Annotated in this window: 33 protein-coding genes; 18 read left to right on the plus strand and 15 right to left on the minus strand. The window is 63.4% G+C overall.

The window, feature by feature from the left end:
* Window positions 1–3 precede the first annotated feature (3 nt).
* Together LCM24_RS04700 and LCM24_RS04705 are read right to left on the minus strand one after the other, a co-directional pair.
* Entirely contained in the window at window positions 4–192 is a 189-nt protein-coding gene (locus LCM24_RS04700) for a hypothetical protein (RefSeq protein WP_224802960.1), read from the minus strand.
* An 83-nt stretch (window positions 193–275) separates the two neighbouring features.
* Window positions 276–1556 (minus strand): aspartate kinase, encoded by a 1281-nt coding sequence (locus tag LCM24_RS04705; protein WP_412093789.1) that lies wholly within the window; start codon window positions 1554–1556, stop codon window positions 276–278.
* A 53-nt stretch (window positions 1557–1609) separates the two neighbouring features.
* Between LCM24_RS04705 and ubiG the strand changes: the two genes are divergently transcribed.
* Window positions 1610–2368, plus strand: a complete 759-nt coding sequence (ubiG, locus tag LCM24_RS04710; protein ID WP_224802961.1) for a bifunctional 2-polyprenyl-6-hydroxyphenol methylase/3-demethylubiquinol 3-O-methyltransferase UbiG — start codon at window positions 1610–1612, stop codon at window positions 2366–2368.
* Window positions 2369–2418: 50 nt separating this feature from the next.
* A complete protein-coding gene (locus LCM24_RS04715) occupies window positions 2419–2586 on the plus strand; it encodes a hypothetical protein (RefSeq protein ID WP_160595685.1) in 168 nt (55 codons plus the stop codon).
* Here LCM24_RS04715 and LCM24_RS04720 read toward each other — a convergent pair.
* The 3 genes from LCM24_RS04720 to LCM24_RS04730 all read right to left on the minus strand — a co-directional run bounded on the left by LCM24_RS04720 (window position 2580) and on the right by LCM24_RS04730 (window position 4384).
* Window positions 2580–2927 carry an ArsC family reductase gene (locus LCM24_RS04720; protein ID WP_224802962.1) on the minus strand — a complete coding sequence of 116 codons (348 nt, stop codon included), beginning with the start codon at window positions 2925–2927 and terminating at the stop codon, window positions 2580–2582. The two genes, LCM24_RS04715 and LCM24_RS04720, sit on opposite strands and share 7 nt — an antisense overlap.
* Window positions 2928–3046: 119 nt before the next feature.
* Window positions 3047–3529 carry a crossover junction endodeoxyribonuclease RuvC gene (gene ruvC / locus LCM24_RS04725; RefSeq protein ID WP_224802963.1) on the minus strand — a complete coding sequence of 161 codons (483 nt, stop codon included), beginning with the start codon at window positions 3527–3529 and terminating at the stop codon, window positions 3047–3049.
* Between the two features lie 108 nt (window positions 3530–3637).
* Entirely contained in the window at window positions 3638–4384 is a 747-nt protein-coding gene (locus LCM24_RS04730; RefSeq protein WP_090476550.1) for a YebC/PmpR family DNA-binding transcriptional regulator, read from the minus strand.
* Between the two features lie 239 nt (window positions 4385–4623).
* Here LCM24_RS04730 and LCM24_RS04735 point away from each other — a divergent pair, with 239 nt between their 5' ends.
* On the plus strand, window positions 4624–5334 hold the full coding sequence (locus LCM24_RS04735; RefSeq protein WP_224802964.1) for a DUF4136 domain-containing protein: 711 nt from the start codon (window positions 4624–4626) through the stop codon (window positions 5332–5334).
* A 133-nt stretch (window positions 5335–5467) separates the two neighbouring features.
* On the plus strand, window positions 5468–5755 hold the full coding sequence (locus LCM24_RS04740; protein ID WP_224802965.1) for a hypothetical protein: 288 nt from the start codon (window positions 5468–5470) through the stop codon (window positions 5753–5755).
* Here the strand turns inward: LCM24_RS04740 and dut are convergent.
* Both dut and LCM24_RS04750 read right to left on the minus strand, forming a co-directional pair.
* Window positions 5752–6213, minus strand: a complete 462-nt coding sequence (gene dut / locus LCM24_RS04745; protein ID WP_224802966.1) for a dUTP diphosphatase — start codon at window positions 6211–6213, stop codon at window positions 5752–5754. The genes LCM24_RS04740 and dut overlap by 4 nt on opposite strands.
* Window positions 6206–7987: a bifunctional phosphopantothenoylcysteine decarboxylase/phosphopantothenate synthase gene (locus LCM24_RS04750; protein WP_224802967.1), complete on the minus strand. Its 1782-nt coding sequence runs from the start codon at window positions 7985–7987 to the stop codon at window positions 6206–6208. The genes dut and LCM24_RS04750 overlap by 8 nt, the downstream gene beginning before the upstream one ends.
* Window positions 7988–8116: 129 nt before the next feature.
* Between LCM24_RS04750 and LCM24_RS04755 the strand changes: the two genes are divergently transcribed.
* On the plus strand, window positions 8117–8500 hold the full coding sequence (locus LCM24_RS04755; protein WP_224802968.1) for a hypothetical protein: 384 nt from the start codon (window positions 8117–8119) through the stop codon (window positions 8498–8500).
* Window position 8501: 1 nt separating this feature from the next.
* On the opposite strand, the gene ubiB is transcribed toward LCM24_RS04755, so the two are convergent.
* Both ubiB and LCM24_RS04765 read right to left on the minus strand, forming a co-directional pair.
* Window positions 8502–10064 carry a 2-polyprenylphenol 6-hydroxylase gene (gene ubiB / locus LCM24_RS04760; protein WP_224802969.1) on the minus strand — a complete coding sequence of 521 codons (1563 nt, stop codon included), beginning with the start codon at window positions 10062–10064 and terminating at the stop codon, window positions 8502–8504.
* Window positions 10065–10066: 2 nt separating this feature from the next.
* The gene (locus LCM24_RS04765; RefSeq protein ID WP_224802970.1) at window positions 10067–10798 is read right to left on the minus strand and encodes a class I SAM-dependent methyltransferase; all 732 of its coding nucleotides are present in this window, start codon (window positions 10796–10798) and stop codon (window positions 10067–10069) included.
* Window positions 10799–10996: 198 nt separating this feature from the next.
* Here LCM24_RS04765 and mutM point away from each other — a divergent pair, with 198 nt between their 5' ends.
* Window positions 10997–11812 carry a bifunctional DNA-formamidopyrimidine glycosylase/DNA-(apurinic or apyrimidinic site) lyase gene (gene mutM, locus LCM24_RS04770; RefSeq protein WP_224802971.1) on the plus strand — a complete coding sequence of 272 codons (816 nt, stop codon included), beginning with the start codon at window positions 10997–10999 and terminating at the stop codon, window positions 11810–11812.
* Window positions 11813–12066: 254 nt separating this feature from the next.
* Complete coding sequence (locus LCM24_RS04775; RefSeq protein WP_224802972.1) at window positions 12067–12366, plus strand: hypothetical protein; 300 nt, start codon at window positions 12067–12069, stop codon at window positions 12364–12366.
* On the opposite strand, the gene LCM24_RS04780 is transcribed toward LCM24_RS04775, so the two are convergent.
* From LCM24_RS04780 to LCM24_RS04790, 3 genes are all read right to left on the minus strand, one after another.
* The gene (locus LCM24_RS04780) at window positions 12363–13034 is read right to left on the minus strand and encodes a glutathione S-transferase family protein (RefSeq protein ID WP_224802973.1); all 672 of its coding nucleotides are present in this window, start codon (window positions 13032–13034) and stop codon (window positions 12363–12365) included. The genes LCM24_RS04775 and LCM24_RS04780 overlap by 4 nt on opposite strands.
* A 74-nt stretch (window positions 13035–13108) precedes the next feature.
* On the minus strand, window positions 13109–13555 hold the full coding sequence (locus LCM24_RS04785; RefSeq protein WP_224802974.1) for a hypothetical protein: 447 nt from the start codon (window positions 13553–13555) through the stop codon (window positions 13109–13111).
* Between the two features lie 72 nt (window positions 13556–13627).
* Complete coding sequence (locus LCM24_RS04790) at window positions 13628–14032, minus strand: hypothetical protein (protein ID WP_090476568.1); 405 nt, start codon at window positions 14030–14032, stop codon at window positions 13628–13630.
* A gap of 99 nt (window positions 14033–14131) precedes the next feature.
* On the opposite strand from LCM24_RS04790, the gene LCM24_RS04795 reads away from it, so the two are divergent.
* The 6 genes from LCM24_RS04795 (at window position 14132) to LCM24_RS04820 (ending at window position 18010) form a co-directional block, all read left to right on the plus strand.
* Window positions 14132–15238, plus strand: coding sequence for an S-(hydroxymethyl)glutathione dehydrogenase/class III alcohol dehydrogenase (locus LCM24_RS04795; protein ID WP_224803465.1), 1107 nt, complete (start codon window positions 14132–14134; stop codon window positions 15236–15238).
* Window positions 15238–15594: a cupin domain-containing protein gene (locus tag LCM24_RS04800; protein WP_224802975.1), complete on the plus strand. Its 357-nt coding sequence runs from the start codon at window positions 15238–15240 to the stop codon at window positions 15592–15594. Before LCM24_RS04795 ends, LCM24_RS04800 begins: the two co-directional genes overlap by 1 nt.
* Window positions 15595–15655: 61 nt before the next feature.
* Window positions 15656–16036 carry a VOC family protein gene (locus LCM24_RS04805; RefSeq protein ID WP_090476571.1) on the plus strand — a complete coding sequence of 127 codons (381 nt, stop codon included), beginning with the start codon at window positions 15656–15658 and terminating at the stop codon, window positions 16034–16036.
* A gap of 4 nt (window positions 16037–16040) precedes the next feature.
* Window positions 16041–16550 (plus strand): prolyl-tRNA synthetase associated domain-containing protein, encoded by a 510-nt coding sequence (locus LCM24_RS04810; protein WP_224802976.1) that lies wholly within the window; start codon window positions 16041–16043, stop codon window positions 16548–16550.
* The gene (gene fghA / locus LCM24_RS04815) at window positions 16547–17386 is read left to right on the plus strand and encodes an S-formylglutathione hydrolase (RefSeq protein ID WP_224802977.1); all 840 of its coding nucleotides are present in this window, start codon (window positions 16547–16549) and stop codon (window positions 17384–17386) included. The genes LCM24_RS04810 and fghA overlap by 4 nt, the downstream gene beginning before the upstream one ends.
* 66 nt (window positions 17387–17452) lie before the next feature.
* The gene (locus LCM24_RS04820) at window positions 17453–18010 is read left to right on the plus strand and encodes a hypothetical protein (protein ID WP_224802978.1); all 558 of its coding nucleotides are present in this window, start codon (window positions 17453–17455) and stop codon (window positions 18008–18010) included.
* A 12-nt stretch (window positions 18011–18022) separates the two neighbouring features.
* Here LCM24_RS04820 and LCM24_RS04825 read toward each other — a convergent pair whose 3' ends face one another.
* Window positions 18023–18394 carry an STAS/SEC14 domain-containing protein gene (locus LCM24_RS04825; RefSeq protein WP_224802979.1) on the minus strand — a complete coding sequence of 124 codons (372 nt, stop codon included), beginning with the start codon at window positions 18392–18394 and terminating at the stop codon, window positions 18023–18025.
* A gap of 75 nt (window positions 18395–18469) precedes the next feature.
* Window positions 18470–19702 (minus strand): polyhydroxyalkanoate depolymerase, encoded by a 1233-nt coding sequence (locus tag LCM24_RS04830; RefSeq protein ID WP_224802980.1) that lies wholly within the window; start codon window positions 19700–19702, stop codon window positions 18470–18472.
* Window positions 19703–19903: 201 nt separating this feature from the next.
* Here LCM24_RS04830 and LCM24_RS04835 point away from each other — a divergent pair, with 201 nt between their 5' ends.
* From LCM24_RS04835 to LCM24_RS04855, 5 genes are all read left to right on the plus strand, one after another.
* A complete protein-coding gene (locus LCM24_RS04835; RefSeq protein ID WP_224803466.1) occupies window positions 19904–21700 on the plus strand; it encodes an ABC transporter transmembrane domain-containing protein in 1797 nt (598 codons plus the stop codon).
* 137 nt (window positions 21701–21837) lie between these two features.
* Window positions 21838–23952 carry a M13 family metallopeptidase gene (locus tag LCM24_RS04840; RefSeq protein ID WP_224802981.1) on the plus strand — a complete coding sequence of 705 codons (2115 nt, stop codon included), beginning with the start codon at window positions 21838–21840 and terminating at the stop codon, window positions 23950–23952.
* Between the two features lie 95 nt (window positions 23953–24047).
* Window positions 24048–24842 (plus strand): undecaprenyl-diphosphate phosphatase, encoded by a 795-nt coding sequence (locus LCM24_RS04845; protein ID WP_090476585.1) that lies wholly within the window; start codon window positions 24048–24050, stop codon window positions 24840–24842.
* A 96-nt stretch (window positions 24843–24938) separates the two neighbouring features.
* Complete coding sequence (locus LCM24_RS04850) at window positions 24939–25193, plus strand: GlsB/YeaQ/YmgE family stress response membrane protein (RefSeq protein WP_224802982.1); 255 nt, start codon at window positions 24939–24941, stop codon at window positions 25191–25193.
* Between the two features lie 81 nt (window positions 25194–25274).
* Complete coding sequence (locus LCM24_RS04855) at window positions 25275–25541, plus strand: hypothetical protein (protein WP_224802983.1); 267 nt, start codon at window positions 25275–25277, stop codon at window positions 25539–25541.
* A 69-nt stretch (window positions 25542–25610) separates the two neighbouring features.
* Here LCM24_RS04855 and phhA read toward each other — a convergent pair whose 3' ends face one another.
* Window positions 25611–26552, minus strand: a complete 942-nt coding sequence (gene phhA, locus LCM24_RS04860) for a phenylalanine 4-monooxygenase (RefSeq protein ID WP_224802984.1) — start codon at window positions 26550–26552, stop codon at window positions 25611–25613.
* Window positions 26553–26599: the final 47 nt, after the last annotated feature.

Raw genomic sequence — 26599 nt, forward strand, 5'->3', positions numbered from 1 at the left:
CGGTCACCTGTTGCGGCGCCCTCCCCCACCGGGCCAGCGCGAATTGCGGCGCAATTGGTAATGGAAGACGAGCGCGGTGACAAAGGCTGCGACGAACATGAGAATTGCGGCCACGCCGATCTCTTCCATCACCTCCCGATTGCTCGCCTCCGCATACTCCCCGGCTCGAAACCGGAGCAGGACGGCAATCACTCCCGCTCCGCAAAAGACTGCATAGGCCCGCCAGGTGCTTCGGACGATGGCACTCCATCCGTCCGCCACCTTGCGAATTCTGCTCACACAGCCTCGTCGTCGGCGTCGAGGCCATAAGCGGTATGCAGCACGCGAACGGCGAGTTCGGTCTCGTCCTCGTCGATAAGCACGCTGACCTTGATCTCCGAAGTCGTGATCGCCTGGATGTTGATCCCGCGATCCGCGAGCGCCTTGAACATCGTGCTGGCAACGCCTGCGTGGCTTTTCATGCCGACACCCACGACGCTGATCTTGGCGATCTTGCTGTCGGTGATGAGGCGATTGAACCCGATGTCGTCGCGCTTGTCTTCCAGCAGCGCTTGCGCCCTTGCAAGGTCGGCCTGCGGGACGGTGAATGTCACGTCGGTCTCGCCCTTGTCGCGGCCCACGTTCTGAATGATCATGTCGACATTGATCGCCGCCTTGGCCAGCGGATCGAAGATATGCGCCACGGCGCCCGGTTTGTCGGGAACGCGGGTGAGGATGATCTTGGCCTCGTTCTTGTCGTGCGCGATGCCGGTTACGTGCTGGCGTTCCATTTCGCCCTTCTCCACCAAGATATTCATTTCCTCTTCCGACACGATCATCGTGCCGGGGAGTTCGTCTGCCGGAATGGCGTCGTCGCCTACGAAGCTGGAGAGGACCTGCACGCGCACGCCCTCCTTCATCGCCAGGCCGACGCTGCGGGTCTGGAGGACCTTGGCCCCCACGCTCGCGAGCTCGAGCATTTCTTCATAGGTTACGGCCTTGAGCTTGCGCGCCTTGGCCACGATCCTCGGGTCGGTCGTGTAGACCCCGTCGACATCGGTGTAGATGTCGCACCGGTCCGCCTTCACAGCAGCGGCGATTGCGACAGCGCTGGTATCCGACCCGCCGCGCCCCATGGTCGTGATCCGGCCGTCTTCCGACACGCCCTGGAAGCCCGGGATCACTGCAATCTGACCAGCCTCCATCGCAGAAGTGAGAGCGTCGGCATCGATTGCCTCTACTCGCGCTTTCGCATGCGCTTCGACGGTGCGGACCGGCAATTGCCAGCCAAGCCAGCTGCGCGCATCGGCGCCGAGCGATTGCAGGGTGAGTGCGAGAAGTCCGCTCGTCACTTGTTCACCGCTCGCCACGACGACGTCGTATTCGGCCGGGTCGTAGAGCGGGTTCGCTTCGCGGCAGAAATTGACCAGGCGATCGGTCTCGCCTGCCATCGCGCTGACCACCACAGCGACCTGGTTGCCACCGGCCGCCTGTTTGCGCACGAGGTTGGCGACGCGCCGGATGCGCTCCGTCCCCGCCATTGAGGTGCCGCCGAATTTCATCACGATACGGGCCAAGCGGATGTCTCTCCGTGCTGGAATGCGTGGGCTATGGCTGCTAGCCACCCCTCATGAGTGATGCAACAACCGACACGCCAAGCAATACTTCAGGCGGCCAAACGATCCGGCCCGAAGAGGCCGCACATTTCGGCAGGCTGGCGCGGGACTGGTGGGACCCGAAGGGCTCCTCCGCCATGCTGCACAAGCTCAATCCGGTGCGCCTCCAGTTCCTGCGCGATGCGATCGACGTCCACTGGTCGGGCGATATCCGCAATGCGCGTCCGCTCGCCGGCAAGAGCGCGCTCGACGTCGGCTGCGGCGCGGGCCTGCTGTGCGAGCCGCTGGCGCGTATGGGCGCGCAGGTGACGGGCGTCGACGCGGCTCCCGAGAACGTGGCTGCGGCGAGCGTCCATGCCGAAGGCGTAGGCCTCGACATACGGTACATGGCGGGCGAGATCGGATCGCTCGACATCGGGACGTTCGACCTCGTCACCGCGATGGAAGTGATCGAGCACGTGGCGGACAAGGCGGCCTTCGTGCGCGAACTGGCAGCGCGGCTTGCAGATGATGGGCTTATGGTCCTCTCCACCCCCAACCGCACGCCGCAATCGCGCCTGCTGATGATCGGCGCGGCGGAAGGTCTGGGCATGATCCCCAAGGGCACTCACCACTGGGATGACTTCATCACGCCCGACGAGCTGCGGGACCTGCTGTCCGAGGCGGGTCTTTCCATGGGCGAGCCGCGCGGCATCGGCTTTTCCCCGATGAAAGGCCTCCATCTCGGCGACGACACTGCGCTCAATTACATCGTCACCGCACGCAAGGCCTGAGGCCCGCCGTTAACCCGATCTTTAGGATAGGCGGGTAGCCTCGCCTGATCATGATCAAGAAACTCCTCCTCGGCGGCGCGATCGTGCTTGGCCTGATTTACGGATCGGGCAGCAACCTCGGCGCGGTCAAGCGCCAGATCACCGGCACGGCGAACGACAACGCGCGCTCTGTGACGCAGAACGACAATGGCGGCTGGAGCAATTCCAGCGGCTATTGAAGCGCTGCCGCCCAGTCCTCTTCCTTGAAGCCGACCAGTATGCCGCCCGCGTGTTCGGCGACGGGCCGTTTGATCATGCTCGGGTGCTCGGCCATCAGCGCGATCGCCTTTTCGCGGTCGATATCGGCCTTGGCTTCATCGTCCAGCTTGCGAAAGGTGGTGCCGCGCTTGTTGAGCAGCACTTCCCAACCCACCGCGTCCGACCATGAGGCGAGCCTGGCCGGATCGGCGCCTTCCTTCTTGTAGTCGTGGAAGTCGTAATCGATCGACTGCGCGTCGAGCCACTTGCGGGCTTTCTTCACGGTGTCGCAATTGGGGATGCCGTAGAGCTGGATGGTCACGATAGCTGTCCTACAGAGTGGAACACATGGAACACGGTCCAGGCGGAAAATCCGCCGGAGGCCGCAAAGCGCCCGTTTCGGGCAGTTTCGAGGGGTTCGGGTGCGCTCATGCCAAGGGCCTAGCGCGAGGGCGGCGTGTAGGACAGGTGCGCATCGGCAATGGCGACTGCCAGCGCATCTGCGGCATCCGCGCCCGCTAGCTTCGCCCCCGGCAACAGCACTTTCAGCATGGCCTGCACCTGCGTCTTGTCGGCGCCGCCCGTCCCGACGACCGCCTTCTTGACCAGCCGCGCGGCGTGCTCGTTCACCTCCAGCCCCGCCCCGCCGCAGGCCGCCAGCACGGCCCCGCGTGCCTGCGCTAGCTTGAGGGTCGACTGCGCATTCTTGTTCGCGAAAACTTCTTCCGCAGCAGCGCGATCGGGCGCGTATTCGGCGATGACAGCTTCGACCGAGGTGTGCAGCAGTGACAGCCGCCGCACCATCGGCGCCTTGGCATCGGTCGGGATCTGGCCGTTCGCGATATGCGTGATCCGGCTACCTTCGGCGCGGATCACGCCCCAGCCCGTGCAGGACAGCGAGGGGTCTAGGCCGAGGATCAGCACGGGGTCACAACCCGATCATCCAGCCGAGCCGCCAGGCAATCGCCAGCAGGAATGCGCTGCCCAAAATGATCGCGAGGATCCATTCGCGCAGCTTCACCGGACGACCGATCAGGCGTCCAGCTTGGCCATGACCTCGTCGGAGATTTCGTAATTGCCCCAGACGGTCTGGACATCGTCATCATCGTCCAGCGTGTCGATCAGCTTGAGCAGGGTCGATGCACCCTTCTCATCCATTTCGACCGTGATGTTCGGCTTCCACGCCAGCTTGACATTTTCCGCCTCGCCCAGCGACTTTTCGAGATCGCCCGCGACCTGGTGGAGATCGTCGGCTGCGGTCCAGATGGTGTGGCCGTCGGCTGTGCTTTCGATGTCTTCCGCACCCGCTTCCATCGCGGCTTCGAGGACCTTGTCCTCGTCACCCGCGCTGGCGGGATATTCGATCAGGCCAAGCCGTTCGAAGCCGTGCTGGACGCTGCCCTCGGTGCCAAGGTTGCCGCCGTTCTTGCTGAAAGCGGTGCGCACGGCGGTGGCGGTGCGGTTGCGGTTGTCGGTCAGCGCCTCGACGATGATCGCGCTGCCGCCCGGGCCATAGCCTTCGTAGCGCACTTCTTCGTAGTTCTCGCCGTCTGTCGCCGATGCCTTGTCGATCGCGCGCTGGATATTGTCCTTCGGCATCGACTGGCTCTTGGCGGCGTTCACCGCCAGGCGCAGGCGCGGGTTCATGTCCGGATCGGGCATGCCCATCTTGGCGGCCACGGTGATCTCGCGGCTCAGCTTGGAAAACAGGTTGGAGCGCTTTTTGTCCTGCGCGCCCTTACGGTGCATGATGTTCTTGAATTTGGAATGGCCAGCCATGGCTCGTCTCTGCCTTACGCGAAAAGGAATGAATTGCGGCGACCCTTAGCCGCCTTGTGGGCGCTGCGACAACCCTCCAGCGGGGTGCAACATAAGTGAATCCGGCCATTCAAAGCCGGTTCATGGCGTTTGGTATAGAAGTTGCTCTATTCACTGGCAGATTGTCTTGGGGAAAGGCGGGCTGCCCCATGTTTCCCGTTTGGTGTATATAATCCGCCAACACGTGAAAGGACCAAGCTATGACTACCCGTAAACAGGGAATGGGGCGTAAGCTGAAGCTGGCCTCCGTACCGATGATCCTCGCAGGCCTCGCTGCCTGCGCCACGCCTGCCTTCAAGGCCGACGTGACCCGTTTCGAAACCAAGATGCCCGCCCCGACCGGCGAAAGCTACTTCGTGGTTGCAGACGATCCGGCCCTTGCCGGCGGCCTGGAATTCTCGATGTATGCCGACCAGGTCGAAGCGCAGATGGAGCGTCTGGGCTATGCGCAGGCCGCATCGGCTGAAGACGCGACCTTGCTGGTCCGCTTCGATTACGGCGTCGACAACGGGCGCGAGCGTGTTCGCACCACCGGTTTCCACGATCCGTTCTATTCGCCGTGGTACGGCTATCGCGGACACCTGGGCTATGTCCGTCCGCGCTATTACCGCACCCGCGACGGGCGTATCTTCCGCACGAGCTATTACGGCAGCAGCTGGGGCTACGGCTTCAACGACCCGTGGTTCGGCGGGCCGGAAGTACGCAGCTACACCGTCTATACCAGCGGCATCGACATGAAGATCGACCGCGCAGCGACGGGTGAGCGCCTGTTCGAAGGCAAGGCGCAGGCCCTGTCGACCTCGAACCGCCTGCAGTACCTGGTGCCGAACCTGGTCGAAGCCATGTTCACGGACTTCCCCGGCAATTCGGGTGAGACCGTACGCATCTCGGTCAAGCCGGAAGACCGGTAAGTGCCGGATCGCATGCAAGCGATACATAGATGAATTGGAAAGGGCGGCTCGGCGACGGGCCGCCCTTTTTCATGCGTTTTCGAGATACACACGAACGTGATATGAAAAACCGCGATATGAGGGATTTGAGATCATGAGGGCACTTGCCGGACCGGCAGCGAACCGTATTCGCGCGCTCTACTGGACCGTGGCGGCACTCGTCCTGCTGCTTCCCGCCATCGCGATGAACGTCACTGCCGATGTCGCCTGGGGTCCGGGCGATTTCGCACTCATGGGCGGATTGTTGGGCATGGTCGGGATCGGTATCGAAATGGCATTGCGGGCAAGGCTGGATGCGCGGGCACGGCTACTTTCCATTGCCGCGACGATCTCGCTCTTCCTGCTGGTCTGGGCCGAACTGGCGGTGGGGCTGTTCGACTAGGCGAGTTTCGCGTGGCCGCCCGTCGAACCGAACCCGCCTTCGCCGCGGGTCGTTTCGTCGAGTTCGTCGACCTCTTGCCATGCAGCCTGCGTGACGGGCGCCAGCACCAGCTGGGCGATCCGGTCACCACGCTCGATAGCGAAACTCTCGTCGCCGTGGTTGATCAAGAGGACCTTCAATTCGCCGCGATAATCGCTGTCGATCGTGCCCGGCGTGTTCGGCACGGTGATGCCGTGCTTGAAGGCGAGGCCCGAACGCGGACGGACCTGGATTTCATAGCCATCGGGAATAGCGACGGCAAAGCCGGTGGCGACAGCATGGCGCTGGCCCGGCTTCAGGCTGACCGCCTCGGCTGAAAGGACGTCCATACCCGCAGCGCCATCGGTGGCATAGCGCGGGAGATCGAGGCCGTGGCCATGGGGCAGGCGTTTCAGCCTTACACCGACCGGATCAGTCATGTTCGTCGTCATCCTTGGGTTCGACCAGCGCTTCGGCAGCGCGGCGCACGAGTTCGCGTGCAACGTCGTCCTTGGGCATTTCGGGCAGGCTTTCGACACCCTTGGGGGTGACGATGTGCACCTGGTTGATGTCGCCGCCCATCACGCTTTCGCCGACCGCACCGGCAACATCGTTGGCGATGATCCAGTCTGCGCCCTTGCGCTTGCGCTTGGTCTTGGCGTTCTCGACCACGTTTTCAGTCTCGGCCGCGAAGCCGATCAGGAGGTGCGGGCGCTTGCGCCCTGCAGCAACGGCCGCGAGGATGTCCGGGTTTTCCGCCAGGATGAGCGCGGGCGGCGCACTGCCGCGCTTTTTCATCTTTTCGCCGGCAACGTGCTTGCTCTTCCAGTCGGAGACCGCGGCCACCATGAAGGCAGCATCGGCGGGCAGTGCGTTGCGCACTTCCTCGGCCATGTCTTCTGCGGTCTCGACATCGATCCGGTCGACGCCATGTGGGGTGGGCAGGTGCACGGGGCCGGAGATCAGCGTCACGCGCGCACCGGCGGCAGCGGCCATTGCGGCAATCGCGAAGCCCTGCTTCCCGCTCGACCGGTTGGCGATATAGCGCACCGGATCGATCGGCTCGCGCGTCGGGCCGGCAGTGACCAGCACGTGCTTGCCGTAGAGCGGGCGGTGTTCGGGATCGGGATCGAATTCGGGCTGTCCGGCAAGCGGCGAATCCTCGAAGGCGACTTCCTGCGTCTGCACTTCTTCTTCGACCGGCTGCGGCTTGGCGCGCGCATCCTTGCGGGCGACCGTGTGGTTGAGCGCTTCGGGATCGATCGGCGGCGCGGCTGCAGCTCCACCCTTTTTCGCCAGCAGCGGCCCTGCGGCGTCCGGATCGATCTCGGTATTCTCGACCAGCGCTTCGGCGTCGAGCATGTCGGGCTCGGGCAGGTCCTCGAGCTCTTCGTACTCTTCCTCGATTTCCGCGTGGCTGCGCTTGGGCGTGGAGCGCGGGATGATCATCGACAGCAGGCCGCCAAGGCCGCCACCGCTCTTTTCGAGCTCTTCCCCGTCTTCCGGTTCGAGCGCCTCGATTTCGGGCGCTTCGGCTTCCGCATCCTCGGCGTCTGCCTCTTCTACCGGCGCAGCAAGCTGCGGGGCAGGCGCGGCGAGTTCCGGCAGGTCGATATCGATTTCGAGCTCTTCGGCGATCTTCGACAGGATCGCGACCGGCTCGGGCAGGCGTCCGGGGCCGAATTCGCCGCAGGCCATCGGGCCTTCGTCCGGGTCCATGACCTTCACGCCGGCCTGGCGCAGCCAGTCGGCATTGCGCTGGGTCGCGGAATGCTCCCACATCTTCACGTTCATCGCCGGGACCGTCAGCACCGGCTTGTCGGTGGCGAGGATCAGCGTGGTGGCGAGATCGTCGGCAATGCCGGCCGCCATCTTGGCGAGGAGGTCCGCCGTCGCCGGGCACACGACCACGAGGTCCGCATCGCGGCTGAGCTGGATATGCCCCATCTCGACCTCGTCCTTGAGGTCGAAGAGCGAGGTGTAGACTTTCTTGCCCGACAGGGCCGCCAGCGCCATCGGCGTGACGAATTGCTGTCCGCCTTCTGTGAGGACGCAGGTCACCTCGCCCCCGGCCTTGCGGATGAGGCGCACGAGTTCGCACGACTTGTAGGCAGCGATACCGCCGCCGATGACGAGCAGGATCTTCGGTCCGCTCACTTCGCGGTCCCGCTCGAATTCGTCACTGGCGCTGTCCGCGCCGATCGGCTGGTGCATTCCCATTGCGTCATTGTTGCGCTTGCTAGCGCCCCCTGTCCGTCATTGCCAGCACGCAAAACGCGCGCGATTGCCCAAATACCCTTGCCACCCTATGGTTTAAAAAAAGGAAACGGAGGGGTTTCGCATATGAATTTCGTTCTTGCCGCGCTGATTGCGCTGGGCGCCCTGCTCGATCTGGTCCTTGGAGTGAGCTTTTTCGTCGACCCTGCGCTGGCAGGGGCAGATTTCGGCCTGACCGCCAGCGGAGCGATGGGGCTTTCCGCCATGCGCGGCGATTTCACCGCCTTCTTCCTGGTCGCGGCCTTCTTCATGGCATGGGGCGCGTGGAAGCGCCGCGGCGACGTGTTGCTGCCCGCGCTGCTGCTGTTCGCAACTGCCTTTACCGGACGCCTGGTAAACCTCTTCGCGGTCGGGACCTACGAAGGCTGGTGGATGCCGATGCTGGTCGAGGCGGTGCACGTCTTCGTGCTGACCTTCGCCATGCTGCGCTGGCGCGGGCGGACCGCCTGACCTAGCCGATCCAGCCCTGGGTCGCGGCGGCCCAACCGGCGAGGCCAGCGCCTGCTGCAACGAGCAGATAGCCGAGTACGCTGCGCCTCTCCTGCCTTCGCGCACGGCGTTCCCACACAAGTTCGACTTCGGGTAGCGGCGGCGGTTCGGGCGCGCCTCCCTTGGGCGGGAAGCGGTCTTCGATCCGGCGCACGAGATCGGGGATGCGCAGAAGCGTTTCGGTATCGGTCCGGATGCGGTCGGCAATCGCCGCTTCCGGCCCCAGCTCGTCGCGGATCCAGCTGCGCACGTAAGGCGCGGACGTGTCCCACATGTTGATCTGCGGATTGAGCTGCGTGGCGATGCCTTCGACCATCACCATGGTCTTTTGCAGCAGCAGCAGGTGCGGCTGCGTCTGCATGTCGAAATCGCGGGTAATGGCGAAGAGCCCGTCGAGCATCTGGCCGACCGACAATTCGCTCACCGGCTTGCCGCGCATGGGCTCGCCCACCGCCCTCAGCGCCGTCGCGAACTCGTCGACATTGTGATAGCTCGGCACATATTGCGCCTCGAAATGGATTTCGGCGACGCGTTTGTAATTGCCCGTCGTCAGCCCGTAGAGGATTTCCGCCAGCCACATGCGCGCCTGCCGGTCGATCCTTCCCATAATGCCGAAATCGATCGCCGCGATGGTCCCGTCCGGTTTCACGAACAGGTTCCCCTGGTGCATGTCGGCATGGAAGAATCCGGCGGCAATCGCCTGCTTCAGGAATGCGAGGACGAGCCGGTTGGCCAGCTCTGCCGTATCGTGGCCTGCCGCGCGGATAGCCTCGGTATCGCTGATCTTGATCCCGTCGATCCAGTCGACGGTCATCACGCGGCCGTTGGTCCGGTCCCAGTCGATACCGGGCACTTCATAGCCTTCGGTCCCGACCATATGTTCGGCCAGTTCCGATGCGCTGGCCGCCTCGCGCCGAAGGTCGAGCTCGCGATTGGTCCAGCGTTTGAAGTTGGCGATGACGAGCCGCGGGCGGAGGCGCGCAGCCTCTCCGCCCATCGCTTCTACATGGGCGGCGGCCCATTCGTAGGTATCGATGTCCTTGGCGAATTGTTCGCGCACGCCGGGGCGCAGGACCTTCACGGCAACCGGCCTGCCCTCGGTGGTGACCGCGCGGTGGACCTGCGCGATCGAGGCCGCTCCCACGGGCACCGGGTCGAATTCGGAATAGAGTGTTTCGAGCGGCTGCTCGAAACTCGCCTCGATGCTCGCCTTGATCTTGTCGAAGCCTACGGCCGGCAAATCGTCCTGCAATTTCAGCAAGTTGCGCGCGGCATCCTCGCCGACCAGGTCGGGGCGGGTGGCAAGTGTCTGACCCAGCTTGATGGCCGCAGGGCCGATATCGCGGAAGGCGCCGGCATAATCCGGTTCCTTCGGCTGCACCGTCCCGAGCCGGGCAATGCGCGCCAGTCGCTTGACGGGCGGCGGCGTATTGGGATCGCGCTCGATCCCGCGCAGCGCGCCGTGCTTCGCCAGCGTGCGGCCCCATTTGAGGAGCCGCCAGATATGCGTAGCGGGGCGTGCCACCCTTAAACCTTCCACCCCGAATGAATGTTGACCGCGCCGCCGAGGATCTTTTCGACCCGCGTGTTCTCGAAGCCCGCAGCCCGGATCATCGCTTCGAATTCGGGCGGCTTGGGGAAACGGCGGATCGATTCGGCGAGGTAGCGGTAGCTGTCCTCGTCATTGGCGATCGCCTTGCCGATCTTGGGCATGAGCTGGTGCGAATAGAGGTCGTAGACTTCCTTGAAGCCCGGCCAGTCGGTCTGGCTGAATTCCATGCAGTAGAAACGTCCGCCGTATTTCAGCACGCGGTGCGCTTCGCGAAGGGCCTTGTCGATGAAGGTGACGTTCCGGATGCCGAACACGATGGTGTAGGCATCGAAAGTGCGGCGTGAGAAGGCCAGTTCCTCGGCGTTCTGGCGGCTCCAGACGAGGCCATCGATCCCGCGCTCCATCGCGCGTTCGATGCCGACGTCGAGCATGTCTTGGTTGATGTCCGACACGGTGACGCTGGCCCCCTTGGCGGCCATGCGGAAAGCGATGTCGCCCGTGCCGCCGGCCATGTCGAGGATCTGTTCGCCCGGCTGCGGTTTGACCCGGCGCACGAAGCGGTCCTTCCACAGCCGGTGCATCCCGCCGCTCATCGCGTCGTTCATGATGTCGTACTTGGCGGCGACGCTGGAAAACACCTCGCCAACACGGCCGGTTTTCTCGTTCGCGTCGATGTCTTCGTAGCCGAAGGAAACTGTGTCGTTCATGGCGAGGTGCCTTAGGGGTTGTTTTTGATGGCGTCTATCCGCTCCCTGCGGTCGCTGCGCCCGGCTCCGGCCCTCTCCCCCACACGGCCACCCACGGCACGATACTGTTTGGGTGGCCGGGTGGGGGAGAGGGCTGGCACCGCATCCGGCGATCTGCCATCTGCAAATATCGATACGTCTCCAATCGCCGGAAAGAAAATGCCTGAGCTTCCCGAAGTCGAAACAACGGTGCGCGGCCTTGCGCGGTTCCTCGAGGGGGAGACGATCACGCTGGTCCAGGTCAACCGCCCGGATATGCGCCGCCCCTTCCCGCCCGATCTCGTGCAGGCATTGACGGGGGCGAGCGTGACGCATCTCTCGCGCCGGGCGAAATACGGGCTGGTCCATACCAGCCGCGATCATGCAATGGTGTTCCACCTCGGCATGAGCGGACGCTGGCGGATCGATCCGGAGGAAGACGACAAGCACGACCACCTCGTCATCGAGACGGCGAGCCACCGCTTCGCACTCAACGACCCGCGCCGCTTCGGTTCGGTCGATTTGATGACGAGCGGCGAACTGGTGACGTGGAAGCCCTTCGCCGCGCTGGGGCCGGAGCCGCTGGGCGATGATCTCACGCCCGAGCACCTGCGCGAGGCGACACGCGGACGCAAACAGGCGATCAAGCTATTGCTGCTCGACCAGAGCATCGTTGCGGGCCTCGGCAATATCTATGTGTGCGAGGCTCTTTGGCATGCAGGCATCCACCCGCGAAAGGCAGGCGGCAAGGTGACCATGCCGCAGCTGCGCCGCCTCGTCCCTGCGATCAAGGATGTGCTGGAGCGATCCATCCGCGACGGCGGCAGCACGCTGCGCGATTTCGCCCAGCCCGACGGGAACCTCGGCTATTTCGCCACCCGCTTCCACGTCTACGGCCGCGAGGGGGAGCCCTGTCACCACGGGGACGGCGGCACCATCCGCCGTATCGTGCAGGGCGGGCGGAGCACATGGTTCTGCCCGGTTTGCCAGAGGTAGCGAAATCCCTTTGTAGTCCGCTTTCTATTGCAACCCGGCGAGGGTCTCCATAGCGCTGACGCATGAACACTCCGCCACCCATCACGAAATCCAATTTCATGGATGCGATGCTGGAAGCCTGCCCGAGCTTCAAACCGGCGTGGCAAGACTTCGTGGAATAGTGGGAAGACGAGCCAAGAGAGCTTGATGACGCAACGCAAGCAGAGCTCCCACACTATCTTGCGCTCAGCGATTTCGCCAATCACCTGATCGCCATGCTTGAGCGAGGAGAGACCAGCAGTTTTCCCGCGATTTTTGGCGTGGTGGAGGACTGGATCGAGCGAGGCGAGCACTACGTCTCCGAAGCTGCGGTGATCGGACTTCTCGAAGATTTGACGGCTGCCGTCCGCTATAAGTCTGGCCGACCTTCGGACTTTGTTCCGTGGTTGGGACCAGCTTCAAAAGAGGCATGGACGAATGTTCAGGATTTTTGGGCTTGGATCGAAAAGGGTAAACTTGAAGACCACCCCGACTTCGCGAACTCCAAGCTAAATGACAATCGAGACCCTGGCTAAAGGTCCAGCGCAGCATATTCCCGCGGTGGGGGCAGGCCTTCCATCTTCTCACTGAGCAGCGGGCGGAAGCTCGGGCGGCTTTTCATGACCATATACCAGTCGCGCGCCTGGTCGTGGCCTTTCCATTCGATCCCGCCAAGGTAATCGACCACCGATAGCTGCGCCGCGCAGGCTAGGTCGGCCAGGCTCAGCGTCGGCCCGGCGAGCCAGCTGCGCGTGTCGACCAGCCAGTCGATATAATCGAGGTGGCCGTGGAGCAGCCGTCCCATCTCGCGCAGCACCCGTCCGTCGGGCGACTGGCGCAGGATCAGGCGCTTCTTCATCTTTTCGTGCAGGGCAGGCGCGGTAACATCGCCATAAAGGCTTTCGTCGAACAGGCGCGTCAGGCGGCGGATTTCGGCGCGCTGCATGGCATTGCCCGAAATCATGGGATTGCGGTCCACCGTCTCTTCGAAGAACTCGCAGATCGCCTGGCTATCGCACAGCGTGACCTTGCGCGCCGGGTCATGCAGGACCGGGGTGCGCCCGGCCGGATTGAGCTGCCAAAGCTGATCGCGCCCTTCCCACGGGTTTTCGCGCACGAGTTCGTACGCAACCGACTTTTCGCCCATCAGCAGGCGCAGCTTGCGGCTGAAAGGGCACAGGGGGAATTGGTGGAGCTGCCACATGGCCCCTGCCTATGCGGCAGGCGCGCCCACGCGTCCACTGGCGCGCGCGATTTTGGCGAAAATTTCCTGTGAAGTCAGTCGCGCTGCGGCAGCGTGTCCGAAAAGCGTTCGGCCATAGCGCGCAGCTGCGGCAGCATGACTTCCATCGTTTCGGCAAGCGTGCCTGCGGCTTCCATGGCGCGCGGCAGGTTCTTCTCGATCTCTTCCGGCACGCGGCTAGCCTCGGGCGCGATCGAGCGCAGCGTCGCATCCCGATCCACACGCGGCGCTTCCTCGCCCGCAATCTCGGCCACTGCGTCGGTCAGCGGAGCGATCGGCAGGTCGAGCAGGACCTCGCTCATCGCGCGCAGCATCATGGCAAGTTCGCGCTGGCGTTCGGGGTTGGACAAAGAGTCCGCCAATTCGGTCAGCCCGGCGCCGTCGCGTTCGTCGAAGGCAGCTTCATCGGCATCCTGCGCCAGTGCGGGCACGGGTGCTGCAAACGCGGCAAGGGTGGCTGCGGCAAGCAGGTGACGACGCATGGGACTTCCTTCGGTTGTTCCGTAACGGTCCGTTTATGCCGGATCGGCGCTGAAAGCTTGCTGAACGAAGCTTCAGAAGCCGGAAGCCTGCATCATCAGCAGGCAGGCGGGCATGACCGCATCGAGCTGGCCATCCTGCGCCAGTTTCTCGGCCTCTTTCCGGCCACGAAGCGCGATGCCTTCGCGCGCGATGCCGGTGTCGTCCATCAGCTTGGCCATGGTCCGCACGAAGAATTCGCGACCACGCTCGTTCTCCAGCAGGTCGGGCCAGTCCTTGCCGTCCGCATTGCCTGCACGCTGCGCCTCGGTGGCGATGGCCACGGCAACCCCGCAACGCAGCGCCGTCTGCTGCTCGATCGGCAGGTCGACCAGTTCCATGGTGATGACCGGAGCGGGCGTGTCCGCCGGTGCGCTGTCCTGCGCGATTGCGGGTGCGGCGAGCATCGCAGCGGCGATGGCGGGGAGGATGATCTTCATGCCCGCCCTCCTATCGCGCCGCGCCTGAACCGCAAGCAACTTGGCTTGCGAGGCAGGCGCTGCCCCCCTACCCGTCGCATGAAACAGGAGATTCGCATCATGAAAACCCGCGCCGCCGTTGCCTTCGAAGCCAAGAAACCGCTCGAGATCGTCGAACTCGACCTCGAGGGCCCGAAGGCGGGCGAGGTGCTGGTCGAGATCATGGCGACCGGCATCTGCCACACCGATGCCTATACGCTCGACGGGCTGGACAGCGAGGGGCTCTTCCCTTCCGTCCTCGGCCACGAAGGCTGCGGCGTGGTGCGCGAAGTGGGCGCAGGGGTGACCAGCGTTAAGCCGGGCGATCACGTGATCCCGCTTTACACGCCCGAATGCCGCCAGTGTAAGATGTGCCTGTCGGGCAAGACCAACCTGTGCAGCGCCATCCGCGAAACGCAGGGCAAGGGCCTGATGCCCGACGGGACCACGCGTTTCTCCTACAACGGCAAGCCGATCTACCATTACATGGGCTGTTCGACCTTCTCGAACTTCACCGTGCTGCCGGAAATCGCGGTCGCAAAAATCCGCGAGGACGCGCCGTTCGACACCACCTGCTATGTCGGCTGCGGCGTGACCACGGGCGTCGGTGCGGTGACCAATACCGCCAAGGTCCAGCCGGGCGACAATGTCGTGGTCTTCGGCCTTGGCGGGATCGGCCTCAACGTGATCCAGGGCGCAAAGCTCGCCGGTGCGGACCGGATCGTGGGCGTCGACATCAATCCGTCCAAGGAAGAATGGGGCCGCAAGTTCGGGATGACCGATTTCGTCAATCCCAAGGATGTCGGCAATGTCGTCGAAACGCTGGTCAACATGCTCGACGGCGGGGCCGATTACAGCTTCGACTGCACCGGCAACACCGCGGTCATGCGCGATGCGCTGGAATGCTGCCACAAGGGCTGGGGCACCAGCATCATCATCGGCGTTGCCGAAGCAGGCAAGACCATCGAGACGCGCCCCTTCCAGCTGGTCACGGGCCGCAACTGGCGCGGCACGGCATTCGGCGGGGCCAAGGGCCGCACCGACGTGCCAAAGATCGTCGACTGGTACATGAACGGCAAGATCGAGATCGACCCGATGATCACCCACCGGCTCAGCCTGGAAGAGATCAACAAGGGCTTCGACCTCATGCATTCGGGCGAAAGTATCCGCGCGGTCGTGGTCTATTGATGGCCTCCAAGGTCAACCTGGACGAGAAGTTCGCGCAGTTTTCCGACCACTGGGCGCCGCGCATCGTCGGGCGGTACAACGATAACGAGATCCGCCTCGTGAAGGTCGAGGGCGAGTTCATCTGGCATTGCCACGAGGACACGGACGAGCTCTTCCTGATCCTCGACGGCACGCTCGACATGGAGTTCCGGGATCGCACCGAAGTGCTGGAAGCCGGCGAGATGATCATCGTCCCGCGCGGGGTCGAACACCGCCCCTGCGCGCGCCACGGCGAGGTCCGCCTCCTGCTGATCGATCCCAAGGACATGCCCAACACCGGCGACCAGAAGACCGCCACGCTCGCCATCGACATCTGATCGCTTGCGCAGGCTGCAGGCGCGCTTAAGGTAGCGAATCGAAACCTAAGGAGAGAGTTCAATGTTCAGCCACGTCATGCTGGGTGCCGACGATATCGAGGCATCGAAGAAATTCTACGACGCCTGCTTCAAGGCGCTGGGCGGCCGCGAAGGCACCGTCGATCCCAAGGGCCGCGTCATCTACATGCACAATGGCGGCATTTTCCTCATCACCAAGCCGATCGACGGCCAGCCGGCGAGCTGCGGCAACGGCTCGACCATCGGCTTTGCGGCCGACAGCGAAGCAATGGCCGATGCTTGGCACGAAGCGGGCGCGGCGAATGGCGGCACCCCGATCGAAGACCCGCCGGGCCTTCGCGAAGGTGCTGGCATGAAGCTCTACCTCGCCTATCTGCGCGATCCGGCAGGCAACAAGGTCTGCGCGATGTATCGTCCGGGCTGACGCCTTGACGCCAATCGATGAAAAGGGATTGCGGGCCGATATAGACGCGCTCGCGATCCCTTTTTCGCATCACGAGCACGAGGCCGTCTTCACCGTCGAGGAAAGCCGCCACATCAAGGCCAGCATTCCCGGCGAGCATACGAAGAACCTGTTCCTGAAAGATGCCAAGGGCGCCTTCTGGCTGGTCACCGTCCCGGCAGAAGCGCGCGTGAACCTGAAGGCCCTGCCCGATGCCATCGGCTGCAAGCGGGTGAGCTTCGGCAAGCCGGAGGACATGGAGCGACTGATCGGCATCGCGCCCGGCTCGGTAACGCCGCTCGCCATGATCCATGCATCGCCGGGCAGCGTGACCTGCGTCCTCGAAGCGGGTCTGGCGCGCGCAGAACGGGTGAATGTCCACCCGCTTCGCAATACCGCGACAATCGGGCTTTCCGGCGCGCATATCTTGCAGCTGCTGGAACATTGGGGTCATGCGCCCGTCGTCGCAGAAATCCCGGTTCAGGAGACCGCATGAAGCTCGATTACCTTTCGCAGAACAAGGCCTTCGGTGGCGACCAGTTCGTCTGTTCGCACCAGTCGGAAGCGACCGGCACCGAAATGACCTTTTCGGTCTATGTCCCCCCGCACGAAGCGGGCGCGAAGCTACCGGTGCTGTGGTACCTGTCGGGCCTCACCTGCACTCATGCCAATGTGACCGAAAAGGGCGAATATCGCGCCGCCTGTGCAGAGCATGGCGTGATCTTCGTCGCTCCGGACACCAGCCCGCGCGGCGAGAACGTGCCCGACGCGGCGGACGAATACGACTTCGGCAAGGGTGCCGGCTTCTATGTCGATGCGACGCAGGACCCGTGGAGCGAGCAGTTCCGCATGCGCAGCTATATCGAGATAGAGCTGCCCTCGGTCATGGCCGGAGAGTTCCCGGTCGACCTTTCGCGACAGTCGATCACGGGCCACTCGATGGGCGGACACGGCGCGCTGACCATCGGCCTGCGCGATCCGGCCCGATTCCGCTCGATCAGCGCCTTCTCGCCGATCGTCGCGCCTTCGCGCGTGCCGTGGGGAGAAAAAGCCCTCTCGCGCTATCTGGGTGAAGACCGCGATAGCTGGCGCGCCTATGACGCCGTGGCCCTGATCGAAGACGGCGCACGCCACGACCATATCCTTGTCGACCAGGGCACTGCAGACCAGTTCCTCGAAGAACAACTCAAGACCGGCGCGCTTACCATGGCCTGCGCCAAGGCAGGCATGAGCCCGGATATCCGGATGCAGGAGGGCTACGACCACTCCTATTACTTCATCTCGACTTTCATGGCCGAGCACGTGGCTTGGCATGCAGCGAGGCTGGGATAGCAAAACGCTTGTCATTTCAAGGGATTGCGGGCAGCCTTCGCGAATAGATTACGAAGGGGATCGCTTATGATCGACATGCTCCTTGCCACCCTGCTGGCCGCTGCCGGCGTAAGTTCGGAAACCGCGTGCACGACGGGGGATGACAATCCTTTCGAGAACCTGCTCGATGTGTGCGATCCGGCGATCATGGGCGCACGGGCTTATTCGGCCACCTACAGCGCCAGCCTCACGCCCTCGCCCGGAACGCAGCAGGTCACGATCTTCGAGCGCGACGGGGAATGGTTCATGCGGTTCGCAGGTTTTGCCTGGGGCCCGGGCAAGACGCTGAGAATCCGCAACGGCGAGCATGCGATTTCAGCCGAGGAGGCGCTGGATCTTGCCCAGCGTTTCGATACGGCGAGCGAACAGCTGGCGCAGCTTTCATATTACGGCGCGCCCGACGTCATCTGCACGGACGGTTCGCGGGTCGAACTCTCCAGTGCTGTCGGCGGGCAGCGCCGCGCCTTTGCCCAGCACAGCTGCGCAGGCAAGAGCGAGCTTCACGCGATAGCCGCAGCCTTCCGGTCGCTGGCGATCAAGTACCAACCCCGGATCGAGGGCATGCTGAGAGGGCTGGAAGGCTAGCCCGACCCTCTCTCACTCATCCAGCGCCAGCCATTCCTCGGCTACGTCCTGCTGGTCGAGACCGAAGCTTTTGATCTCGATGCCCGGGAATAGTGCGCCTTCGATTTCGGCCGCTTTCTTGAGCCAGTCGGAATCGCTCAGCACAGCGCACTTGTCGAACGCGCCGAGCAGGCCGAAAAGTTTCGGCAGGCGGGTGAATTCGACCGCAATCGCGCTGAGCGTCGGCAGTTCGAAATTGGTGATGCGGTACAGCATCTTGCCGCCCTTCACCCCGTCCGATTTCGCAATCAGATCGTCGAGCGCGGTGCGCATGATGTCGGCATCGATCTTGCCGTCGAGCGTGATATCTACCCGATCGGCCGAGGGCTTGGTGATGGTGAGCATAGGCTACCTCCTCGTGCTGGCGCGGCATGAAGCTGCCGCAGAGGCACTATAGCACACCCGCGTCCGGCCCGGACCTTACCCGTGCGCGGCGATGAATTCCTCGACCACCGGAGCGATCTTTCCGCGCCATTTGCTGCCGTTGAAGATGCCGTAGTGCCCGGCCCCTTCGGCCATGTAATAGCGCTTTTTCGAGGCATCGAGATTGGGCGTCAGCTCCAGCGCGGCGCGGGTCTGGCCGAGGCCCGAAATATCGTCGCGCTCGCCCTCGATGGCGAGGAGGGCGGTCCCGGTGATATCGCCGAGGTCGATACGCTTGCCGCGGTGCATGAAGGTGCCGTTCGGGATGGCGTGCGTCTGGAAGACCTCTTCCACCGTCTGCAGGTAGAATTCGGCGGTCATGTCGCACACGCTGCGGTATTCGTCGTAGAAATCCTTGGTCGCCTGCGCGCTCGCCTCGTCGCCCACGGTGAGGTGTTTGAACATCTCGTAATGGCTCATCATGTGATTGCCGAGGTTCATGCTCATGAAGCCGGCAAGCTGCATGAAGCCGGGATAGACGCGGCGGCCGCCGCCGCGATACTGCATCGGCACGGTGGCGATGACATTGTGCTGGAACCACTCGATCGGGCGTTCCATCGCGAGGTCGTTGACGCTGGTCGGCGAACAGCGCGTGTCGATCGGGCCGCCCATCATGGTCAGCGTCTTGGGCGCACAGTCATGGCCGTCGCGGTTCATGATCGCGGTCGCGGCGAAGACCGGGACCGAAGGCTGGCACACGGCCATCGCGTGGGCACCGGGACCGATGTGTTCGAGGAATTCGATCACGTAATCCATGTAATCGTCGAGGTCGAAATGCCCTTCATGCAAGGGCACATTGCGCGCATCCGCCCAATCGGTGACGAACACGGTGTAATTTTCCAGCATGCGCTCCACTGTGCCGCGCAGGAGCGTTGCGTAGTGCCCGCTCATTGGGGCGACGATCAGGAGGCGCGGCGCATCTTCGCCAAGGCCTTCGCGGCGGAAGCGCTTGAGATCGCCGAACGGCCGGTTGACCACTGTCGCTTCTACGACGGGCCAGTGCCTGCCTTCCGCCTCGACGCTTTCGATGCCCCAGGCAGGCTTGCCATAAGTGGCGGTGGCATGGGCGAAGACTTCGAGCGCGCTGGCAGCCATCGGGCCCAGCCCCAGATATCCGCCCATGTAATTTTGCGGCAGGGCCGGGTTGGACAGCATTTCCGCCCCGATAGAGGCCCAGGCGCTCGCGCTCGATAGCCAGCTGCGCTGGAGTTCATAGGCTTGATAAAGCATTCGCGTCCCCTGCTGCCCGCGCTGTTATGGTCTTGCTGCGGGCCCTTGATCCAAACCGGCAGTCTGACGAGTGATTTGTCGTTGTGCAATGCACAAATGGTGTAAAAGTGCCCGAAACGTGCCTCCCCTGTGGATTTTGCGGCCCGCGCTGCCTAGGTGGAGCCAATGGACGAGACGGGCGACATTGCAGAAGCCGAAGCCATGCCGAAACGCGGCATGTTCCGCCGCCGGCGCAAGGACGGGGAAACCCGCTCGCTGGGCGCGCTGGCCATGGTCTGGGAGACCGCCAAGGCATATCCGCTCCAGCTGACGCTGGCCTCGATCGCGCTGCTCGCGACGGCCCTCATCACCTCGCTTGCACTGCCGAGCGCGCTCAAACTGATCATCGATCGCGGTTTCGGCAGCGACGGCACGGGCGATATCGGCCGCTGGTTCCGTTACCTGCTCGCTTTGGTGGCGACGCTTGGCATCTTTACCGCGCTGCGGTTCTATTTCGTCAGCTGGCTGGGCGAACGCGTGGTCGCCGACATCCGGCGCAAGGTACATGAGAACCTCCTGCGCCTGTCCCCCTCCTTCTTCGAGGAGAACAGCCCCAAGGAAATCTCCAGCCGGATGACGTCCGACACCGCGATCATCGAACAGGTCGTGGGCACCACCATTTCCATGGCGCTGCGCAATGCCATCATGGCGGTGGCCGCGGCGGGATATCTGTTCTGGCTGGCGCCGCAGCTGGCGGTTTACATCTTCATCGGCATTCCGGTGGTCATCCTGCCGATCGCGATTTTCGGGGCGAGGCTGCGCAATATCAGCCGGTCGAGCCAGGACCGCATTGCCGATGTCGGCGCAATGGTCACCGAGGTGCTCTCCGCGATGAAGGTTGTGCAGGCGTTCGGCCAGCAGGATCGCGAAGGCGGCCGTTTCGCCGATGCGGTCGAGCGCACTTTCGAGACCGCCCGCAAGCGCGTGCTCCTGCGCGCCCTGATGACCGCCACCGCCATCACGCTGATCTTCGGCTCCATCGTATTGCTGCTCTGGCGCGGGGCAGTGCTGGTCGAGGCGGGGGAACTGACCGGCGGCACCATCATGGCGTTCGTCTTTGCAGGCATGATCGTGGGCGGAAGCGTCGGCGCGCTGGCCGAAGTGGTCGGGGACTTGCTGCGCGCGGCCGGTGCCGCCCAGCGCCTCAGCGAACTGCTGGCCGAAAAGCCGGGCATCGCAGCACCGGCGCGCCCGGAAGCGCTGCCCGAACCTGCGCGTGGCAGCCTGTCGTTCCGCAACGTCACCTTCCGCTATCCGACCCGGCTCGAAGCGCCCGCCATCACCGACTTCAGCCTCGAGGTCGAGCCGGGCGAGACGGTCGCCATCGTCGGACCTTCCGGCGCCGGGAAATCGACGATCTTCCAGCTGGCCGAGCGCTTCTACGACCCGCAGGCGGGCACGGTCAGGCTCGACGGGATCCCCCTGACCAGCGCCGATCCCGCCGCGATTCGTCGCCGGATCGCTTTCGTCCCGCAGGAAGGTGTCCTCTTCTCCGCCAGTGCTCGCGACAATTTGCGCTATGGCAATTGGGAGGCGAGCGAAGAGGAAATCTGGGCCGCTGCGCGTGCAGCAAATGCTACCGAATTCCTCGAGAAACTGCCCGAAGGTCTCGACACTTATCTGGGCGAGAACGGCACGCAGCTTTCAGGCGGCCAGCGGCAGCGTATCGCGATCGCCCGCGCCCTGCTGCGCGATGCGCCGATCCTGTTGCTGGACGAGGCTACCAGCGCCCTCGATGCCGAAAGCGAGCGCCTGGTGCAGGATGCCCTCGAGCGCCTGATGGAAAACCGCACGACGCTGGTGATCGCGCACCGTCTCGCCACTGTGCGCGCGGCAGACCGGATCGTCGTGATGGACGAAGGGCGCATTGCCGAACAGGGCACCCACGCGCAGCTGTCCGAAAGCGGCGGGCTCTATGCGCGGCTCGCCTCGCTCCAATTCGGCCTCGAAAGCGCCTGATTCACGCGATTCTTCGACCAAAGCGATGACTGGACCGACGAGCGGCGACCGATCCTCGCCCGCTTTCGCTAGCTAGCATGCACTCGAATCCGCGCGCGGGGGGCGCGCATACAAGATTTCCTTCGGAGACTTCGCACATGACCAAGAATTTCCTTGCCGCAGGGGCGTCTGCCATCGCCCTGGTCCTCGGCGCGCCTGCAGCGGCCGAAGAAGCGGCCAGCCCGACGATGGACTTCGGCACCTGGGGTGTCGGCACCGACCTGATCGACGACAGCGTCGATCCGGGCGACGATTTCAACGCCTACGTCAACGGCAAGTGGATTGCCGAAAACGAAATCCCTGCCGACCGCCAGCGCTTCGGCGCGTTCGACATGCTGCGCGAAGGCTCGATCCATGACGTGCAGACGCTGGTGAACGACCTTGTCGCGTCCAACCCGGAGCCCGGCACTGCGGCCCGCCGTATCGTCGATGCCTACAGCGCCTATCTCGACGTCGAGGCGATCGATGCGAGCGGGCTGGCGCCTGCGCGTCCCTATCTCGACACAATCTTCGCGGCAGAGGACCTAGCCTCGCTGGTCTCCTTGTTCGGCGATCCGCGCTATCCCGGTCTCGTCACTGCCGGCGTCACGATCGACGCCCGCAACCCCACCGACCATGCAGTCGGCATCGGGTTCGACGGCATGGGCCTTCCCGACCGCGACTATTACCTCGTCGATTCCGAAAGCAATCTGAAGGTCCGCGAGGCCTATATGGAATATCTTGCGACCATGCTGGGCGCGGCAGGCTATGCCGATCCCGCAGCGTCTGCGCAGGCGGTATACGCATTCGAACACAAGGTCGCCGAGCTGGAATGGGCCCGCCAGGTCCTGCGCATGCCGAAGCTCACCTATAACGAACTGACGCCGGAAGACCTGGCGGAAATGGCCGGCGATTTCCCCATCGCCGCCCTGCTCGAAGCATCTCAGCTTGGCGGACAGGAACGCTATCTCGCACGCCAGCTCCCGCCGACGGCGGAAGAAATCGAGGAGCTGGAACTGACGCAGGAACAGCTCGACATGATCGGCGGCGGCCTGCCGGCGATGATGCAGCTGCTGACCGAGACGCCGCTGGCAACGCTCAAGGCCTATATGGCTACCCGCTTCCTCCAGAATAACGCTGCGGTCCTTTCGAGCGAGCTCGATGATGCGAACTTCGCGTTCTACGGCAAGACCATCAATGGCCAAGAAGAACAGCAGGAGCGCTGGAAGCGCGCGATCAATGCCGCCGAGGGCGCTCTGGGCGAACAGCTTGGCGCTCTCTACGTCGCCCGCTATTTCCCGCCTGAAAGCAAGGCGCGCATGGACGAGCTGGTTGCGAACCTGTCCCGCTCCATGAGCATGGCGCTCGATGCGAACGAGTGGATGACGCCGGAAACGATCGCCGAAGCGCGTACCAAGCTCGAAGGTTTCGTCCCGATGATCGGCTATCCGGCCGAGTTCGAGACGTATGACGGCCTCGAAATCGACGCCACCGACCCGCTCGCAAACCTTATGAATGCGCGGGTGTGGCAGGAAGAAGACGGCCGCGCGCGCCTCGGCACGAAGGTCGATCCGACCGAGTGGGGCATGTTCCCGCAGACGGTGAATGCCTATTATTCGCCGCTCACCAACCGGATCGTTTTCCCGGCTGCGATCCTGCAACCGCCGTTCTTCAATGCCGAGGCCGACGAAGCCGTGAACTATGGCGGGATCGGTGCCGTGATCGGTCACGAGATCGGCCACGGATATGACGACCAGGGCAGCCAGTTCGATGCCACCGGCACGCTGCGCAACTGGTGGCAGGATTCCGACCGCAAGGGCTTCGAGGAATACACCAAGCGCATGGCCGGCTTCATCGAGGCTTACTGCCCGGTCGATAGTCCGGAAGGCCCCGTCTGCCTGCGCGGCAACCAGTCCATGGGCGAAACGCTTGGCGACGTGGTCGGCCTGCAGATGGCCTATCGCGCCTATCGCCTCTCGCTCAATGGCGAGGAAGCGCCGGTGATCGACGGGCTGACCGGCGACCAGCGCTTCTTCCTCGGGTTCGCGCAGATCTGGCGCGGCATGGAGCGCGAGGAAAGCCTGCGCAACCGCGTGATGACCGCCAACCACCCGCCGGGCGAATTCCGCCTCAACAATGCCGTGCGCCATCTCGATGCATGGTACGATGCGTTCGACGTGTCGCCGGAAGACGATCTCTACCTGCCGCCGGAAGAGCGCATCAAGATCTGGTAAGCGGATCGCTATCCGTACAGTTCGAACCCCGTCGGCCCGGTGCCGGCGGGGTTTTTGTTTGACTTGTCCAAACCTTGTGCCAATTCCACCGCGACATGACCTTCCTCCAAGAATTGCTGATCGCACTGGTCCAGGGAATCACCGAATTCCTTCCGATTTCCTCCTCGGGCCACCTGATCCTGATCCCCAAGCTGACGGATTTTCCCGACCAGGGGCCGCTGATCGACGTCGCCGTGCACGTGGGCTCGCTGCTCGCGATCATCCTCTATTTCCGCAAGGACGTGATGGGCCTGGCGCGGGGCGGTTTTGCCAGCGTGGGCCTGGCCAAGGACGATGCCCAGCGCCGCCTGTTCTGGTTCGTCGTCATCGGGACCATCCCTGCTGTTGCGCTCGGGCTGTTCCTCAAGCTCGGCGGGTACCTGGAAGGTTTCCGCTCGACCCAGCTGGTCGCGACGAACCTGATCGTCTTTGGTATCTTGCTCGGCCTTGCCGACCGTTTCGGCAAGGAAACCAAGGCCTATGAGGACATGACCCTGCGCGATGCCATCCTCGTCGGTCTTGCCCAGGCGATGGCGCTGATTCCCGGCACCAGCCGTTCGGGCGCCACCATGACTGCCGCCCGGGCCCTTGGCTACCAGCGCGTGGAATCGGCCCGCTTTTCCTTCCTGCTCGCCATTCCTGCCGTTGCAGGAGCGGGCCTACTTGCCGCCTTCGATCTGGCCGACGCAACAGCCCAGATGCAGCAGGACGCGATCGTCGCCGGCATCCTGACCTTTTTCACCGCGCTGGCGACGATGGTTTTCCTGATGAATTTCCTCAAGAAAGCCTCAATGCTGGTCTTCGTGATCTACCGGGTTGCCCTTGGCGCAGCGCTGCTCGCCTTCCTCTGAGAACAGCTCCAGACCTGCCACCGTTCCGTCACATTTGTGGAACCAATCGCCGCAAGCGGCTTTTTATTGGGCACGAGTAAACCGCAAGGACTGACGATGGGTCTGATTATCCTGATCGTGACGGGCGCCCTGATGGGGTGGCTTGGATCGATCGCACTCAAGATCGAAGATGGCCGGACCATTCTTCGCAACGTGCTGGCCGGCATTGCCGGTTCGCTCGTCGTGGGGATAGCAACGTCCGGCGGCGTTTTCCTCGGAGCGATCCGGGCGGGCACGCTGCTGTGGGCCACCATCGGCGCGATTGTGATGGTCGGACTCTACACTGTCGTTCGAGAGCGGGTCCTGCGCTGAGCAGCGCATTCCTGAATATCGTTTGACGATTACCGGATGGCTCAATCCTGATGCCAGCCGATTACCAAGGGGAAGACTACAATGAAGTTCAACAAAGCAGCGCTCGTCGCATCCGCAGCAGCTCTGAGCCTCGGCCTCGCAGCATGCGACGGTCCGACTGAAGAAGCCATGGAAGACCAAGGCGAGCAGATGGAATCGGAACTGGACGCCCAGGCTGAAGCCATGGAAGACGCCGGTGCATCGGAAGCTGCCGTCGAAAACATGGAAGACCAGGCTGACGCCGTCGAAGACACGATGGAAGAGCGTGCCGACACCGTTGGCGAAGAAATGGACGGCAACGAGATGTAATCTCGAAGCTTTCCAAACTTACCAAATCGAAGCGGCCCCGGAGCAATCCGGGGCCGTTTTCGTTTGCGATCAGACCGGTTTTGCGCCCGATCCGCGCCCGCCGCGCAAGGTATATTCCAGCGTACCGCGGTTCACCACGTAATCGACATCGATCACCGCCGTATTGGCGTAGGTGAAACCGGGGCCGAGGCTCTTGTAGAGCTTGTCGAAGTCCCGCTCCACCGTCTGGCGGTAAAGGTCCTCGAAGCTGGGAATAACGAAATAGGTCGGCTGCAGGTCGCTGATCACGTAATCGGTGCGCATGACGCGGTCGACATTGAGCATGATGCGATTGGGGCTTTCCGCCTCCACCGAATAGACGACTTCCGTCGGGCCGGACAGGATACCCGCCCCATAGGCACGGATGTCGCCGGGCTGTTCCTCTATCAGGCCGAATTCGACCGTATACCAGTAAAGCGAACCGAGCGCTTTCAGCCGGTTGTAGCGCATCGCCTTCCAGCCGGCGCGGCCATATTCCTGCATGTAATCGGCATAGACCGGATCGGTCAGCATCGGCACATGGCCGAACACATCGTGGAAGACGTCGGGCTCCTGGATGTAGTCGAAGGTCTCGCGCGTGCGAATGAAATTGCCTGCCGGGAAGCGGCGATTGGCGAGGTGCCAGAAGAACACGTGATCGGGGATCAGCATGGGCACCGGCACCACGCTCCACCCCGTCAGCTTGTCCAGCTCTTCCGAAAGCTTGCCGAACTCGGGCACGCCGCCGCGTCCGAGGTCCAGCTTTTCCGTGCCTTCCATGAAAGCCGTCGCCGCACGGCCCGGAAGCACGTCCATCTGGCGCGCGAAAAGGTCGTTCCAAATCGCGTCGTCTTCGCTGTCGTATTCGGTCTGCTTCGGCTCCAGCCAGTCGTCGCCAACGTGCTCCGGCTTTTTCAGCGGGGCCGTGAAGACGTCGTCCGGCAAGTCCGGGAGACGCGAAAAATCCTGTTCGGTTTTTGCAAGTGTAGCCATATCGTTGCCATTGATACTACCATACGCAGCCGGACACAAACCGATCG

The organism is Qipengyuania aquimaris (assembly GCF_020171965.1).
GTDB classification, from domain to species: domain Bacteria; phylum Pseudomonadota; class Alphaproteobacteria; order Sphingomonadales; family Sphingomonadaceae; genus Qipengyuania; species Qipengyuania aquimaris_A.

Coding starts and splice junctions, on each gene's coding strand:
- dut (WP_224802966.1), bottom strand. CDS start 6,213: ATGACTGATCCGGTCGGTGTAAGGCTGAAACGCCTGCCCCATGGCCAC.
- LCM24_RS04735 (WP_224802964.1), top strand. CDS start 4,624: ATGACTACCCGTAAACAGGGAATGGGGCGTAAGCTGAAGCTGGCCTCC.
- LCM24_RS04755 (WP_224802968.1), top strand. CDS start 8,117: ATGAATTTCGTTCTTGCCGCGCTGATTGCGCTGGGCGCCCTGCTCGAT.
- LCM24_RS04790 (WP_090476568.1), bottom strand. CDS start 14,032: ATGAAGATCATCCTCCCCGCCATCGCCGCTGCGATGCTCGCCGCACCC.
- LCM24_RS04785 (WP_224802974.1), bottom strand. CDS start 13,555: ATGCGTCGTCACCTGCTTGCCGCAGCCACCCTTGCCGCGTTTGCAGCA.
- LCM24_RS04730 (WP_090476550.1), bottom strand. CDS start 4,384: ATGGCTGGCCATTCCAAATTCAAGAACATCATGCACCGTAAGGGCGCG.
- LCM24_RS04825 (WP_224802979.1), bottom strand. CDS start 18,394: ATGCTCACCATCACCAAGCCCTCGGCCGATCGGGTAGATATCACGCTC.
- LCM24_RS04845 (WP_090476585.1), top strand. CDS start 24,048: ATGACCTTCCTCCAAGAATTGCTGATCGCACTGGTCCAGGGAATCACC.
- LCM24_RS04820 (WP_224802978.1), top strand. CDS start 17,453: ATGATCGACATGCTCCTTGCCACCCTGCTGGCCGCTGCCGGCGTAAGT.
- LCM24_RS04855 (WP_224802983.1), top strand. CDS start 25,275: ATGAAGTTCAACAAAGCAGCGCTCGTCGCATCCGCAGCAGCTCTGAGC.
- LCM24_RS04800 (WP_224802975.1), top strand. CDS start 15,238: ATGGCCTCCAAGGTCAACCTGGACGAGAAGTTCGCGCAGTTTTCCGAC.
- LCM24_RS04805 (WP_090476571.1), top strand. CDS start 15,656: ATGTTCAGCCACGTCATGCTGGGTGCCGACGATATCGAGGCATCGAAG.
- LCM24_RS04715 (WP_160595685.1), top strand. CDS start 2,419: ATGATCAAGAAACTCCTCCTCGGCGGCGCGATCGTGCTTGGCCTGATT.
- LCM24_RS04830 (WP_224802980.1), bottom strand. CDS start 19,702: ATGCTTTATCAAGCCTATGAACTCCAGCGCAGCTGGCTATCGAGCGCG.
- LCM24_RS04840 (WP_224802981.1), top strand. CDS start 21,838: ATGACCAAGAATTTCCTTGCCGCAGGGGCGTCTGCCATCGCCCTGGTC.
- LCM24_RS04740 (WP_224802965.1), top strand. CDS start 5,468: ATGAGGGCACTTGCCGGACCGGCAGCGAACCGTATTCGCGCGCTCTAC.
- LCM24_RS04780 (WP_224802973.1), bottom strand. CDS start 13,034: ATGTGGCAGCTCCACCAATTCCCCCTGTGCCCTTTCAGCCGCAAGCTG.
- phhA (WP_224802984.1), bottom strand. CDS start 26,552: ATGGCTACACTTGCAAAAACCGAACAGGATTTTTCGCGTCTCCCGGAC.
- LCM24_RS04795 (WP_224803465.1), top strand. CDS start 14,132: ATGAAAACCCGCGCCGCCGTTGCCTTCGAAGCCAAGAAACCGCTCGAG.
- LCM24_RS04750 (WP_224802967.1), bottom strand. CDS start 7,987: ATGCACCAGCCGATCGGCGCGGACAGCGCCAGTGACGAATTCGAGCGG.
- fghA (WP_224802977.1), top strand. CDS start 16,547: ATGAAGCTCGATTACCTTTCGCAGAACAAGGCCTTCGGTGGCGACCAG.
- ubiG (WP_224802961.1), top strand. CDS start 1,610: ATGAGTGATGCAACAACCGACACGCCAAGCAATACTTCAGGCGGCCAA.
- mutM (WP_224802971.1), top strand. CDS start 10,997: ATGCCTGAGCTTCCCGAAGTCGAAACAACGGTGCGCGGCCTTGCGCGG.
- LCM24_RS04775 (WP_224802972.1), top strand. CDS start 12,067: ATGCTTGAGCGAGGAGAGACCAGCAGTTTTCCCGCGATTTTTGGCGTG.
- LCM24_RS04835 (WP_224803466.1), top strand. CDS start 19,904: ATGCCGAAACGCGGCATGTTCCGCCGCCGGCGCAAGGACGGGGAAACC.
- LCM24_RS04850 (WP_224802982.1), top strand. CDS start 24,939: ATGGGTCTGATTATCCTGATCGTGACGGGCGCCCTGATGGGGTGGCTT.
- LCM24_RS04765 (WP_224802970.1), bottom strand. CDS start 10,798: ATGAACGACACAGTTTCCTTCGGCTACGAAGACATCGACGCGAACGAG.